At 45.1% G+C, this 12,666-nt stretch carries 13 protein-coding genes; 5 read left to right on the forward strand and 8 right to left on the reverse strand.

Features of this window, described 5'->3' with window-relative positions; translation table 11 throughout:
- The first annotated feature begins 44 nt into the window (after positions 1-44).
- The 4 genes from B3R91_RS09575 to B3R91_RS09590 all read left to right on the forward strand — a co-directional run bounded on the left by B3R91_RS09575 (position 45) and on the right by B3R91_RS09590 (position 3,921).
- Positions 45-398 carry a YciI family protein gene (locus B3R91_RS09575; protein WP_144296627.1) on the forward strand — a complete coding sequence of 118 codons (354 nt, stop codon included), beginning with the start codon at positions 45-47 and terminating at the stop codon, positions 396-398.
- Positions 395-931, forward strand: a complete 537-nt coding sequence (locus B3R91_RS09580) for a hypothetical protein (protein WP_223808483.1) — start codon at positions 395-397, stop codon at positions 929-931. Before B3R91_RS09575 ends, B3R91_RS09580 begins: the two co-directional genes overlap by 4 nt.
- Positions 932-957: 26 nt before the next feature.
- Entirely contained in the window at positions 958-3,129 is a 2,172-nt protein-coding gene (gene mnmD / locus B3R91_RS09585) for a tRNA (5-methylaminomethyl-2-thiouridine)(34)-methyltransferase MnmD (RefSeq protein ID WP_286797411.1), read from the forward strand.
- Between the two features lie 168 nt (positions 3,130-3,297).
- Positions 3,298-3,921, forward strand: a complete 624-nt coding sequence (locus tag B3R91_RS09590; RefSeq protein ID WP_286797412.1) for a hypothetical protein — start codon at positions 3,298-3,300, stop codon at positions 3,919-3,921.
- Positions 3,922-4,029: 108 nt separating this feature from the next.
- Here B3R91_RS09590 and B3R91_RS09595 read toward each other — a convergent pair whose 3' ends face one another.
- From B3R91_RS09595 to ffh, 7 genes are all read right to left on the reverse strand, one after another.
- Positions 4,030-4,707: a DUF4112 domain-containing protein gene (locus B3R91_RS09595; protein WP_286797413.1), complete on the reverse strand. Its 678-nt coding sequence runs from the start codon at positions 4,705-4,707 to the stop codon at positions 4,030-4,032.
- Positions 4,700-5,617 carry a 4-hydroxybenzoate octaprenyltransferase gene (gene ubiA, locus B3R91_RS09600; protein ID WP_144296631.1) on the reverse strand — a complete coding sequence of 306 codons (918 nt, stop codon included), beginning with the start codon at positions 5,615-5,617 and terminating at the stop codon, positions 4,700-4,702. Before ubiA ends, B3R91_RS09595 begins: the two co-directional genes overlap by 8 nt.
- Positions 5,618-5,702: 85 nt before the next feature.
- Positions 5,703-5,945 carry a hypothetical protein gene (locus B3R91_RS09605; protein ID WP_144296632.1) on the reverse strand — a complete coding sequence of 81 codons (243 nt, stop codon included), beginning with the start codon at positions 5,943-5,945 and terminating at the stop codon, positions 5,703-5,705.
- Between the two features lie 67 nt (positions 5,946-6,012).
- The gene (locus tag B3R91_RS09610; RefSeq protein ID WP_286797414.1) at positions 6,013-6,915 is read right to left on the reverse strand and encodes a class I SAM-dependent methyltransferase; all 903 of its coding nucleotides are present in this window, start codon (positions 6,913-6,915) and stop codon (positions 6,013-6,015) included.
- An 82-nt stretch (positions 6,916-6,997) separates the two neighbouring features.
- Positions 6,998-7,840: an undecaprenyl-diphosphate phosphatase gene (locus B3R91_RS09615; protein WP_286797415.1), complete on the reverse strand. Its 843-nt coding sequence runs from the start codon at positions 7,838-7,840 to the stop codon at positions 6,998-7,000.
- Positions 7,841-7,952: 112 nt separating this feature from the next.
- Positions 7,953-8,636: a tRNA (adenosine(37)-N6)-threonylcarbamoyltransferase complex dimerization subunit type 1 TsaB gene (gene tsaB, locus B3R91_RS09620; protein ID WP_286797486.1), complete on the reverse strand. Its 684-nt coding sequence runs from the start codon at positions 8,634-8,636 to the stop codon at positions 7,953-7,955.
- A gap of 219 nt (positions 8,637-8,855) precedes the next feature.
- Entirely contained in the window at positions 8,856-10,397 is a 1,542-nt protein-coding gene (ffh, locus tag B3R91_RS09625) for a signal recognition particle protein (RefSeq protein ID WP_191690368.1), read from the reverse strand.
- A 376-nt stretch (positions 10,398-10,773) separates the two neighbouring features.
- Between ffh and B3R91_RS09630 the strand changes: the two genes are divergently transcribed.
- Positions 10,774-11,580 carry a cytochrome C assembly family protein gene (locus tag B3R91_RS09630; RefSeq protein ID WP_286797488.1) on the forward strand — a complete coding sequence of 269 codons (807 nt, stop codon included), beginning with the start codon at positions 10,774-10,776 and terminating at the stop codon, positions 11,578-11,580.
- Positions 11,581-11,693: 113 nt separating this feature from the next.
- On the opposite strand, the gene purU is transcribed toward B3R91_RS09630, so the two are convergent.
- Positions 11,694-12,626 carry a formyltetrahydrofolate deformylase gene (gene purU, locus B3R91_RS09635; protein ID WP_286797489.1) on the reverse strand — a complete coding sequence of 311 codons (933 nt, stop codon included), beginning with the start codon at positions 12,624-12,626 and terminating at the stop codon, positions 11,694-11,696.
- Positions 12,627-12,666: the final 40 nt, after the last annotated feature.

A 12,666-nucleotide genomic window follows, 5' to 3' on the forward strand; every position in this document is an offset into this window, starting at 1 on the left:
ACTTGGTGTGTTAATCTAAGATATTATTTACTTGAGGAAGTCCCATGTCCTTATTTGCTATTATCGGCCACGATGTTGCTGGCAGCAGCGCCCAACGTCAGGTAACACGCGCCGAACACGTTGCCCGCCTGAAAGTATTACAAAGCGAGCAGCGACTCATTATCGCAGGTCCAACGCCCATCGAACACGGTAAAAGCGAGATGTCAGGCAGCTTGATTATTGCTGACTTTGACTCCCTCGATGCTGCGCAAGCATGGGCGAGCGCTGAGCCTTATCTGCGTGATGGCGTCTATAGCCATGTAGATATCAAGCCGTTTGTGCAGACCTTACCTGAACCTACTGACAGCGCCGCAGATAAACCAGCAGACAAGCCAGCAAATAAGGTAACAGTATCGTGATTCAGCAGTTATTATTAAATGGTTCTGTTTCTAATCATACCAGTGAGCACGTTCTTGGCCGCGTCGCTAATCTTATTGTTGCGAGCTTGTTATTACTTGCTAGCTTATCAGCACAAGCAGCACCAACTGTGACCAATGCTGATCCTGCGGCAAGAACGGCTCCGCTTGCGCCAAATGCTGTATTAGCGCCCAATACTGTTAATCAACTAGCGTTACCAAATACTGCCTCAAATACGGTCTCTGCTACAGCAGCGAACCAAGCTACTAGTGCTCAGCCTGCGACCAATATTAGCGACACTTTAGCCGCGCAGCTACAACCATCAACTAAAGCGCTCTCTGAAGCCAATCAAGAATTGCTAAGCCGTAATGCCCAGCTTCAGCGTCAAGTCAATGACTTACAAACACAAGTAAACGTTTTGGTTTATGAAAGCAAAGGTCAATTGTTTTTATACGGCGCATTTACGGTGTTAGTGAGCTTATTGGTTGGGATATTTATTTCGTGGTTGGTGTTTGTCCGCCGTGACCGCTGGTAGTAAATCCTCTATAAATGTGATGCTTTATGTCCAAATTTGTGTCTAAACCTGAGTCTAAACCGGCTATATCCAAGCCTACCTCTACCTCTCTTGCCACTTATAAAAAAGCCACCAAGCCCCCTAAGAAACCCGCGCCGCCAGATGTGATTACCCCTGCTAAGATTGGATGGCAAACCGATGATGCTGGCAATCAAGTGCCAGTATCAGGGGAGTTTGGCGATGTGTATTTCTCGCACGCTGATGGCTTAGCAGAATCTCGCCATGTATTTTTAGCCCATAATCAATTACCCGAGCGCCTAGCAAACCTTGCTGATAAGCAATGCTTTACGATTGCTGAATTGGGCTTTGGAACGGGCTTGAATTTTTTAGCGACATGGCAGCTTTGGCGTGAGCTTCGTGCTCAGCAGCCGCAGTTAACAAGCGCGCGCTTACACTTTATCACCACTGAAAAATACCCCATACCGCTTAACGACTTAACGCAGATACTCATTTTATGGGCACAACGCGCCCCTGAACTTGCCGAATTGATTAAAGAGCTTTTAGCCAACTACCCACCGCTGATTGCGGGCTGTCATCGACTAAACTTTATTGACGATAATATCACGCTTGATATTTGGTTAGGCGATGCGGGCGATAGTTTGGCAAGTCTGGCTAGTTTTGAGAGCTTAGCTACTTTAAATACTGAGACTGCTATCAATCGTCCTTACGTTGATGCTTGGTTTTTAGATGGTTTCGCGCCTTCTTGTAATGAGAGCTTGTGGGCGGAGTCGATATTTACCCAGATGCAGCGCTTATCTCGTACTGGCACCACGGCCGCTACTTATAGCTGTGCTGGTATTGTCAAACGTGGCTTGCAAGCGCATGGTTTTAGCATTAAAAAGGTAAAAGGTTTTGGGCGCAAGCGCGAGATGTTAACGGCAGCGATGGCGGACAATACTGAGTTCTTACCTGATTCTTTAGCACTGAATGACGATAACAATATTTGCGTTTTGCCACACCCTCATGACCATACTCCTAATCATACAGTGGTTATTGGTGCAGGCGTTGCGGGACTACTTACGGCTTGGACGCTGGCCAACCGCGGTGTGGCTGTGTCGGTAGTAGATAAAGTCGCGCCGCTTGCTGGCGCCTCTGGCAATCCGCGCGCCCTCCTCGCACCAAATATGACACCCATTCATCATGTGTATGAGCACTTGCACTCTATCGGCTATCTCTATAGCGGCAGGTTGTACCGTTATTTCAATCGGCAAGCAGCGCTGCAGCAAACGCCGCCAATACTTGAGCAAACAGGCGCGTTAGACTTGCTAATCAAAACCAATATCGGAACTGTGCAAATTGCCGATTATCCCAATGAAATGGCAACCACGGTTACGATTGAAGAGGCGCGGCAATTAAGTGGCTTAAAAACTAAAGACTTAACGGACAATTTATATTTACCACAATCTGGATTGGTCAATCCACAAGCGCTAAAAACGCTCATCCTTAAGCACTCAAATATCAATTATCAGCAGCTTAGCGTTACTGATATCAAAGAAGCTGCCAATAAAGTGACGGTGATTGGTGAGAAAGAAAGCGGTATTGATGGTCAAAGTTCTGTCACTATCTGCGCTGACAATATAGTGATTTGCGCCGCCTATGAAAGCCATCAATTAGACAAACGTATTGTTGAGTGCCGTACTATTCGCGGGCAATTATCTTGGTTTACACCTACTGCTGAGCAAGTTGCGGGTTTGCCTAAACTACCGCTCAAATATAGTGGTTATTGCGCGCCCTTTATCGGGCAAAGCGGCGATGCTGAGATAAATAACATTCGCGACAATGAGCCACAGTTTTTATTAGGTGCCAGCTTTGTAGATGCTGACGCCAGTATTGATATCCGCGAAGAAGAAAATCAGCAAAATTATGACAAATTGCTTGAGGATATTCCTGAATTAAGCAATGTCTTGCCAGACGATACCAGCGCATGGCAAGCGCGCGCCGGTGTGCGTACGCAAACGATTGACTATCATCCCTTGGTCGGACGACTTGCCCAAAGTCGCCGCATTTGGACGCTCTCTGCGATGGGGGCAAAAGGTTATGCCTTAGCACCGATATGCGCCGAAGCATTAGCAGATATGATGTTAGGCTGCTTTGCGCCTTTATCTACCGTTACCTTAGCGCGATTATCACCCAATCGGGCGCGATTGCATAAAGCGTAAAAAGTAACAATTTAACGTTACGCTAACTTTTATCAATATTTATGAAAACGCTCTTAAAGCTAAGGCATGTATTGATAATAGTATAGAAGCAGGCTTAAAGAATAATGCTAGACTAGCCTTAAAGTTTAAAACACTTAAATAACGATTATAAATGGATAGCTGTCTATTATGAAAACCGATATTTTTACCTTAGTGAAATCAAAACCATCCTTTAAAGCGATTTCTGTCACTCTATTAGGCCTATCCCTACTAAGTGCTTGCCAAAAGACGCCAGAATCTGAAACCGCCGAAGAGATTGCTGCTGACACAACCACCCAAACGACGCCAATAAGCTCTAATATTAATGCACCGAAAGTTGCTGAAACAAAGCCAAGCGCTACTGATTCGGCAGCCACTTTAGAGCAAGATACAAGCTCAAATGAATCAGAAAACGAGCTTAGCGCAGCGGATATCTCAACAAGTAGTGCTGCGATAATGCCCAATCCAGAACAAGCCATCAAAGGCGCGCAAATCACTGATGTCAATTATCGCAGCGCTAGCGGTGAGACGTTATTTGTTATCTTTGAAACCTCAGAAAAAGGCGTACTTAACGCTATCGTCACGTTGCCAAATAAACCAGAAATGACCTTGAGTGCGCCAGAAGGCCAAGGCAATAACCCTACTTATCGCTCAAACGATGGAAGTATTCAGCTGGTCAGTCATGGCGGTGGTAGCAGCATTGATCTTATTCAAAACAACAAAACGACCAGCTTTGAGGCCATCAGTGTAGAAGCAGAAGTCATTACCGAATAGTTTTTAAATAAAAATTTGGCTTAAAACCTGTCGAAAATAATAAATTAAACCCTAAAAAAGGCGGCAAATACTTATCATATTTGCCGCCTTTTTTACTCTACTTTACCTTTAACCAAAACCAGTGGTCTTGCTAAACAGACCGACCAGCCAGCTTATCATCGCCCATAAGCCCCAACCAATAACCACAATAACGATTAATCCCAATAGATCAGGAATATGCAGGTATAGCCAAGCAACGATAGGATTACGCCAAAAGAACGCAAAGCGGCTTTGCTGCTGCCTATCTTCTAATGATTGATGCAAAAACGGCCGATCCATATGCATGGTTTCGGTAATGCCATATTCATCGTGTAGATGCTCGTGCACGATGCTCAATGTCTTACGACTGGGCCGAATAAAAATATCGAGCACCGTACCTATACCCGGTACAATACCAACCACCATATCAATCAGCGCCAATCTAACCGCTGGGGTCATTTTATGCGCAGGTACGCCCAACTGCCGCCCTAATATAAAAGCATAGCTGGTCAACGCCAGTCCTGCCAAATCTCCCGCCAGCGGAATGGTCGACAGCGCCGCATCAGCCCCCATGCCTTGTTTGGTAAAGGGAATACGTACGAGCGAATCCATGGTATTGGCAAATTTCGCCAATTTGCGCTCAGTTTCGATGACTTGTGCGCGTGTTAAGCCATGTTCAGCTAGCTTTGCCTGATAATCGATAACTGGCGCCTTAACATCAGATACCTTTCTAGCTTTTGACTTTGAGAGTTTCTTAAAGTTATCCATTAAAAGTTGTCCATAAACACGCGATTGCGATAAGAGCAAAGACGTAACGCCCTACCCATATATTGGCCAAAAACGCCTGAAAACAGGCCAGTGCTTGACGACTGGCACAAGCGCTGTTCTGCTTGGCAAACATCATCGCCACGAGCGCCAAGCCAAATACTGGTAACACGCCCACACTGGTTGGCGCAAAGTAATGCCACATGACCGCACCCATAATAACTAAAAAGACGGTTTGCAGCAGCGAGATAATAATCACATCGTAGCGGCCAAATAATATCGCCGTTGATTTGACGCCAATTTTTAAATCATCCTCACGATCCGCCATCGCGTACTGGGTATCATACGCTACTGTCCAGCACATATAAGCGATAAATAATAACCAGCACCAGATATCAGGCGCGCCTTGTATCGCGACATAGGCCATCGGTATTGCCCAACCAAAAGCGGCGGCTAAAAACACTTGCGGCAAATGGGTAAAACGCTTCATGAATGGATAAATAAACGCCAATATAACGGCGCCAAGCGACCAGTAAAAAACGGCAATAGGCAAAAAGAATAGCAAACTGGCACTCAGCAATACCAATACTAAAAACGCGGCAATGGCTTCCTTACCAGACAAGCGTCCATCTGCTAATGGACGGCCTTTGGTGCGGCTGACATAACCGTCGACCTTGCGATCAGCAAAATCATTGATTGCACAGCCAGCCGCGCGCATAAAAATCGCACCGAGCGCAAAAATAACAAAGACTCTAAAATTTGGCATACCTGCTACCATGCCTTGCTGCTGCGCTTGACCCATCGCCGCCAGCATTACCCCCCAAAGCGTTGGCCAGAGTAACAGCTCGATACCTACAGGTTTATCAAAGCGTGTTAGTTGTAGGTAGGCTTGTAATTTGTCATTAAATGTCATGGCGTTTTATTATCATCTATATAAATTTTATATACTTTTTTGCAAGCTGCTAGGTTAAGCGAATAGAAGCGAAAGGGTTCGCGAGCTATTGGATTTGTTGCCACAAATTATTAGCTTCAATGAGCGACAACTCAGGATATTGCTTGCGTAAGGCTTTAATGGCAGGAACTTTTTCTTTTTGTACGGCTTGCTGTCGCAAGAATCTCAAGTAATCTTCAGGGCGACTCAATTCTTTTAAGCGCGCTTCCAATCTTAAAATTCTCGTACGCAGCATAATATTTATCAGTAATAGCGCCGCTCCCATTACCCAAATAATTAGTGTCGACATTCCTTGCTCCTAAATTCACTAACTCTAAAAGTTTAAACTGACTCCATGCATGGTAACGAAAGGTTTTTTAAACGAAATACCCATCAAAACGTATCGCTTCATTATGCCAGCTTTCGCTTGGTTGTTGATGCGCAAGTAATGGTGCGAGCTGCGGGCGTTTAACGACGACGCGGCCTTGGCTTGCACTTTGACTGACGATTGCTTGTGCACTTTGGAGCAATTGTGACTCTTCTTCTAGCGTTGGTGGACGTGCCAATTGGTGCAAGGCTTGCATATGCTTGCCCACTTTCGCGCCTTTACCCGTTTTGCTATCTTGATAGCTATCCTCTGGAAACATAGGATCAAGATATACCACATCAATAGTCTGATGGCTATTAGCGGTCAAACCATTACTAGAATCTGTAAAATCAATACTTTCAAAATAACTCAGCGCATCGGTATTGATAATCTGTAGTCGGCGCATCAGCTTTTGCCAATTTGGTAGCGTACTCATCCGCTGCTGTTCAGCTAGCAAAAACAGCGCCATCAAGGGCTGCTCCTCAAGCATAATGACTTGAGCGCCAGTACTGGCTAATATGAGGCTGTCATGCCCAAAGCCTGCGGTCGCATCAATGACCGTGCTATCCGCTGTAATTTTAGCCGCTTGTAGCAGTAACTCAGACTTACGCCCGGCACTCACCACTCGGCGTTGTAGCTTATCCCATTCGGGCGCCACGCTCAGCCCATCGCTCAGCCATGATAGCTTATCTTTTTCATCTAATACTAAGATAGGCTGGATAGAATGCTGGCTTAATTGCTGGCGGCGTTTTTGATTGAGCTTTTCGCTAAACAACTCAATGTTTAGAACAATAGGCAATTGATGTTTCACTACCAGCGCTTTTAGGCTGGCGATTTGCGCTTGTTGGGCTTCATTAACATAAAAAAGCTGGCAATGCATAAAATCGCTTGATTTTTGTTGTAAACTGCTCATGATTGCCCTCCCTCTTAATGTTTTATGGTTTAAAACGTTACCGTTAACCCAGTTGAAAATGATAACGCCACATCGTTAAAACTTAGCCTGCCATCTGATAGCCAAAACCCCAAGCGGCAATCAGTACTAATACGCCCGTAACAATACGTAGCCAAGCAAAGATTTTAAAGTCACGACGGCTAACCCAAGCGACCAATAAGCGGATACAAAGCAAAGCGACGACAAATGACACCACGGTGCCGATACCCAATACCAGCCAGTCTTCGCTACTGGTCAACACGTCATGGTGCTTTAATAAATCCAACAATGCTGCGCCAACAATGACAGGTATGCCTAAAAAGAAAGAAAATTCCGCAGACGCCTTACGCGACACGCCAAGCCAGAGGGCGCCGATAATAGTGGCCCCTGAGCGTGAGGTTCCGGGTATCAAAGCCAAACACTGCATCAAACCAATCATTAACGCAGTTTTTAGACTGACGTCTTCTGCTTCTTGGGCAATAATCGTTTTAGGTCGATTTTCGACATAAAATATCAGCAGACCGCCGATAATCAGCATAATCGCTACCACGATAGGGTTAAACAAATATGCCTTAATCTCGTCTGCAAAGGTAAAACCTACAATCATTACCGGAATGGTCGCCACAATTAAGCTTAAACCAAGCTGCCTTGGATTACTCATACCTTCCGCTTTACCAGTCAGTAGCCCCATGAGCGCTTGCCAGAGCCTGCCCCAGTAATCATAAATGACGGCTAAGATAGCACCAAGCTGGACTACCACCACAAACAAATCAACTTTTTCCTTAGTCCAAAAGCTCATCAAATCGGCTGATAAAATCAAATACCCCGTACTAGAGATGGGTAAAAACTCAGTGATACCTTCAACGATACCCATGATGAGCGCTTGGATTAATAACAGTATATCCACAGTTGCTTCCCTAAAAAAACAGCGCTAGCCGCTGTTTTATATTGTTGTTGCTTTTATAATCGTTTATACGTAGAAGTACAAAGTACATTGCTTACTAATCATCATGTAAGCACTATGCCTTACCTTGCTCTTTTAGCGTTTTCCATGCTTGATTGCGCAAGTACTTTGGTAAGGCATTAGCCGCATCGCTACCGCCTGTCTGTATGAATTGAGCGATACCCAATTGTCCAATCACTACCGCATCTGGCCAAACCTCTTCATGGCAAACTTGTTCGTCATGCGCTTTTAATAGCGGCGCACCGTTACCGACGACAGGCAGATTGGCAGCGGTTTGGCTGCCATAATCAAGTAAGCGCTCGGTATCTTCGCCACTTTCTTGCACGACGGGCTGCATGATATGGTCTATTAGTGCATATTGCCCAAAATATACTTGCTGCATACGCGCATCAAGCGCGCTATAAATTTGCGTCAAACCATACCTTTGATGCGCACACTGGGCAATGGCTTGTAAGCTAGAAACCCCCACGCAAGGAATATCATGGGCGACAGATAAGGCTTGCACCACCGCTGTATTGATTCTGATACCGCTAAAAGCACCGGGGCCACGGTTGAATACCAATGCTTTTATCTGCGCCAGATTGAGCTTAGCTTCAGATAAAGCCGCATCTATCATTGGCAAAATGTGCTGAGTTTGCTCACGTTTGCCTTGTTCGGTATGACTCGATAGCACCTGACCATTGGCATCTAAAATCGCGATCGAACACTGCTCAAATACGGTATCCATTGCTAAAAACATCATTACCTCGGCTTATTTTCTTAATACCACAAAACATGCGCTCATCAATCAGCGCCTATCATAGCATTTAGGATAAAAGAATTTTATCAATTTCTAAACTTTCCTAGTGCATCCATCAATATTTATGCAAATACGTCAGACATAAAAAACCCCAAAACTATTTCAGCCTTGGGGAATTTGTTAAAAAGTAAATACTATATCAATCTGAGCGTCTATTCATTAAAAGCGCGTTTTAAACTTCTTTGGCGCTTGGTTTTGTAGCTCTTGCATCTGTTTTTGCATCTCTTCGGTGCTCGGCATATTGTTTGGGTCCAGTCCCATCTGCTTTGCCATCTGCGCGGGATTTACATCTTTGGCACCGCCTTGCTGACCGCCGCCAAATAACGGACCGCCGCCACCAGCACCGCCGCCGCCCATCAAGCCTTGCATCGACTTCATCATTTTACTGATACCTTCAGGCTTAGAAATCATTTTCATCATTTTTGCCATTTGCTTGTGCTGCTTGAGCAAACGGTTGACGTCTTGAATCTCACGTCCTGAACCTGCGGCAATACGGCGCTTGCGGCTTGGGTTAATCTTATCGGGATTCTTACGCTCAAACGGCGTCATTGAATTAATCAAGGCTTCCATTTCACGTACTTTTTCTTCAGGCTTAGCGTCTTGCACGGCTTTTTGCATATCAGAGCCGCCCATACCCGGCATTTTATCTAAAAAACCTGCCATGCCGCCCATGCTTTTCATTTGCTGAAACTGGGTCAATAAATCCTCAAGGTCGAAGTCGCCGCCCTTTTGCATCTTTTTCGCCATTTTTTCCGCTTTATCACGGTCGATTTTTTGCTCGACTTCTTCGACCAAACTTAAGACGTCACCCATACCAAGGATACGCTGAGCGATACGCTCAGGGTGGAATAGCTCGAGCGCGTCGAGTTTTTCACCGCGACCTAAAAACTTAATCGGTTTACCAGTAATGGCGCGTACAGATAATGCTGCACCGCCGCGCGCATCACCATCGGTCTTGGTTAAGATAACGCCAGTCAATGGCAGCGCATCGTTAAAGGCTTTGGCGGTATTGGCCGCATCTTGCCCGGTCATCGCATCGACGACAAACAAGGTTTCAGACGGGTTGACCGCCGCGGTCAACGCCTTGATTTCAGCCATCATGGTCTCATCGATAGCCAGACGACCAGCCGTATCAATAATCAGAATATCTTGATATTGGATTTTAGCTTCTTCGATAGCGCGGCGGGCGATATCAATCGGATTTTCATCAACTGTTGAATTGACGAACTTGGCATTGACTTGTCCTGCTACTTGCTCAAGCTGTTTAATAGCTGCTGGGCGGTAAACGTCGGCAGAAACCAGCATCACCTTTTTCTTATGACGCTCTTGCAAAAACTTCGCCAATTTACCAGCGGTGGTGGTTTTACCCGCCCCCTGCAAACCAGCAAGCAGATAAACAACCGGCGGTTTACCCGTCATCTCAAGTTGCTGATTGGCACTGCCCATCATTTCGGTCAGCTCGTCATGGACAATTTTGACAAAGGCTTGTCCTGGCGCCAACTCTTTGAGCACTTCTGCGCCAAGCGCTTGCTCTTTGACACGTTTGACAAAATCACGCGTTACCGGTAGCGCAACGTCAGCTTCTAATAGCGCCATGCGCACTTCGCGCAGCGTGTCTTTGATATTATCTTCGGTCAACTGCCCAGTACCGGCGATATTACGCAGGCTCGATGATAAGCGTTCGGTTAAGGTATCAAACATAAATAACTCTCAATTAAAATAATTCTTAGTGAAAACAATCTTTGATAAAAGCAATTCTTAGTAAAAACACTATGACAACAATACGTCGTCAAATTTGGTTCAGCGTTGCTTGCTGATTTACATGATTTGGCTATGCTACAGACGATTAAAAAGTAGCATATTATCAATACTATAGCATTAAGAGGCCATAAAGCTTATAGTCGTTTTGCAAATGGCATTTTTCTAATAAGCGCTGCTGTGCTACAAGCGCTATAATCAATCCGTAAGATGGCGCTCAATTGCTTGCCATTTTATGATAAATTGGAGAATTATTCTAATCATTCTGATAATACCATTTTAGCATTCAACTGAGCGGCGTTTGTGCGCTCATCATGAGATGAGGTTCTTTATCTTGCAACTTGCATTTTTACTGGCTGGCATGGTTTATATTTTGGTCAGCATCTACATCGGCTGGGCGCTGATTCACGATAAACCTATCCACAAGGGCGTGAGCTTAGGTTTATTGGTCGTCGGCATGCTCGCACATGCCGCACTACTCTATCCACATGTGGTCACGCTTTATGGGCTAAATTTCAACTTGTTTAATACCATTAGCCTGATCAGTTTATTTTTCTTATTTTTCTACGTTATTTTTAGCTTATACCGCCCTATTGTCAGTCTTGGTATTTTAGCAGCACCGACGGCACTAGTTGGGATGATTATCGGTTATATCGGCCGCGCGCCCTATCGTCCGATTACAGACATCAGTGTCGGGTTAGAGGCGCATATCCTACTATCACTTGCCGCCTATTGTGTGCTGCTGATGGCAGCGCTGCAAGCGCTATTTTTGCGCTTACAAATACGCGAGCTTAAACACCAGTCGATTCATCGCTTTTGGGTCAATAAACTGCCGTCCTTGCAGAGCATGGAAAGTCTATTGTTCGACATGCTATTGGTCGGCTTTGTGTTGCTCAGTATCGCGCTTGGCATTGGCTTTGTTTATGTAGAAGACCTGATGGCGCAGCATCTTGCCCATAAAACGGTCTTTAGCATGTTATCTTGGCTGTTATTTGGCGCATTATTATTGGGTAATTGGCGCGCAGGATGGCGTGGTAAACGCGCTGCCAATATGACCATTTATGCGTTTATCTTATTAGCAATTGGCTTTGTCGGTAGCAAGTTTGTGTTAGAGATGCTGTTATAAACCCAGTTCTGCGATATTGGTAATTTGATTAAAAAAGGCCGCCAGTATTAAATACCAATACTGGCGGCCTTTTTTACGCTCTTCTTTTGGTTTAACACCGTCTTAAAAAAAAGCTAATTAAAAACCACGGTTTTATTACCTGCCACAATCACGCGGTTTTGTACATGCCAATTTACTGCGCGCGCTAAGACATTACGCTCGATATCACGGCCAATAGCACGTAATTCTGCCACTCCTTGACGGTGAGTGACACGATGGACGTCTTGCTCAATGATAGGCCCTTGATCTAGCTCGGCTGTCACATAGTGCGCAGTCGCGCCGATAAGCTTGACGCCTTTTTCATAAGCCTGACGATAAGGATCAGCACCGACAAAGGCGGGCAAAAATGAATGGTGAATATTAATGATTTGCATCGGCCAACGCTTGACAAAATCAGATGATAAGATCTGCATATAACGCGCCAATACCAACAAGTCATTGCCTGCCATCAAGGTATGAATCTGCTCTTCTGCTTCGGCTTTATTATCCTTGGTGACTGGCACATAATGAAAGGTTATACCAAAGTTTTCTACCGCTTGGCGCAAGTCCTCATGGTTACTAACGACAGACGTAATCTCGCAATCGAGTAATCCGCGCTGATGCCGCCACAGTAAATCTAATAGCGCATGATCGAACTTTGATACTAAAATACCAACCTTGGTTTTAATCGCATTATTATGTAAGCGCCACGCCATATTATGGCGCTTAGCCACCGTATGCCCAAAGCTGGCTTCAAAGTTATCTATAATCTCGCTCAAGCCTGCTAACGCAAACTCCAAACGCATAAAATATTGACCACCTTCGTGAGCGGTTGAATACTGATCAAGCGTAATAATATTGCCGCCATAACGATGAATAAACTCAGATACGGCTTGTACGATACCCGCTTGATCGCGGCATTTAATCAATAGCGTCGCGGTATCAATAGCAGCCGCAACCGGTGAGTTTTGAGAATTTTTGCTCGACTTTATGCTTGCTGTAGCAGTCGTGGTATTGTCTGACATAATGCGCCCAATTAAAAATGAAACGTGCTGCTTACTTTGAATA

It is taken from the genome of Psychrobacter sp. UBA6291 (genome assembly GCF_002439405.1).
In the GTDB taxonomy this organism is placed as follows: Bacteria; Pseudomonadota; Gammaproteobacteria; order Pseudomonadales; family Moraxellaceae; genus Psychrobacter; species Psychrobacter faecalis.

What these genes read in the sequence shown, in the direction of transcription:
- B3R91_RS09575 (WP_144296627.1), top strand. Translation starts at nt 45, where the DNA reads ATGTCCTTATTTGCTATTATCGGCCACGATGTTGCTGGCAGCAGCGCC.
- mnmD (WP_286797411.1), top strand. Translation starts at nt 958, where the DNA reads ATGTCCAAATTTGTGTCTAAACCTGAGTCTAAACCGGCTATATCCAAG.
- B3R91_RS09590 (WP_286797412.1), top strand. Translation starts at nt 3,298, where the DNA reads ATGAAAACCGATATTTTTACCTTAGTGAAATCAAAACCATCCTTTAAA.
- B3R91_RS09595 (WP_286797413.1), bottom strand. Translation starts at nt 4,707, where the DNA reads ATGGATAACTTTAAGAAACTCTCAAAGTCAAAAGCTAGAAAGGTATCT.
- ubiA (WP_144296631.1), bottom strand. Translation starts at nt 5,617, where the DNA reads ATGACATTTAATGACAAATTACAAGCCTACCTACAACTAACACGCTTT.
- B3R91_RS09605 (WP_144296632.1), bottom strand. Translation starts at nt 5,945, where the DNA reads ATGTCGACACTAATTATTTGGGTAATGGGAGCGGCGCTATTACTGATA.
- B3R91_RS09610 (WP_286797414.1), bottom strand. Translation starts at nt 6,915, where the DNA reads ATGAGCAGTTTACAACAAAAATCAAGCGATTTTATGCATTGCCAGCTT.
- tsaB (WP_286797486.1), bottom strand. Translation starts at nt 8,636, where the DNA reads ATGTTTTTAGCAATGGATACCGTATTTGAGCAGTGTTCGATCGCGATT.
- ffh (WP_191690368.1), bottom strand. Translation starts at nt 10,397, where the DNA reads ATGTTTGATACCTTAACCGAACGCTTATCATCGAGCCTGCGTAATATC.
- B3R91_RS09630 (WP_286797488.1), top strand. Translation starts at nt 10,774, where the DNA reads ATGAGGTTCTTTATCTTGCAACTTGCATTTTTACTGGCTGGCATGGTT.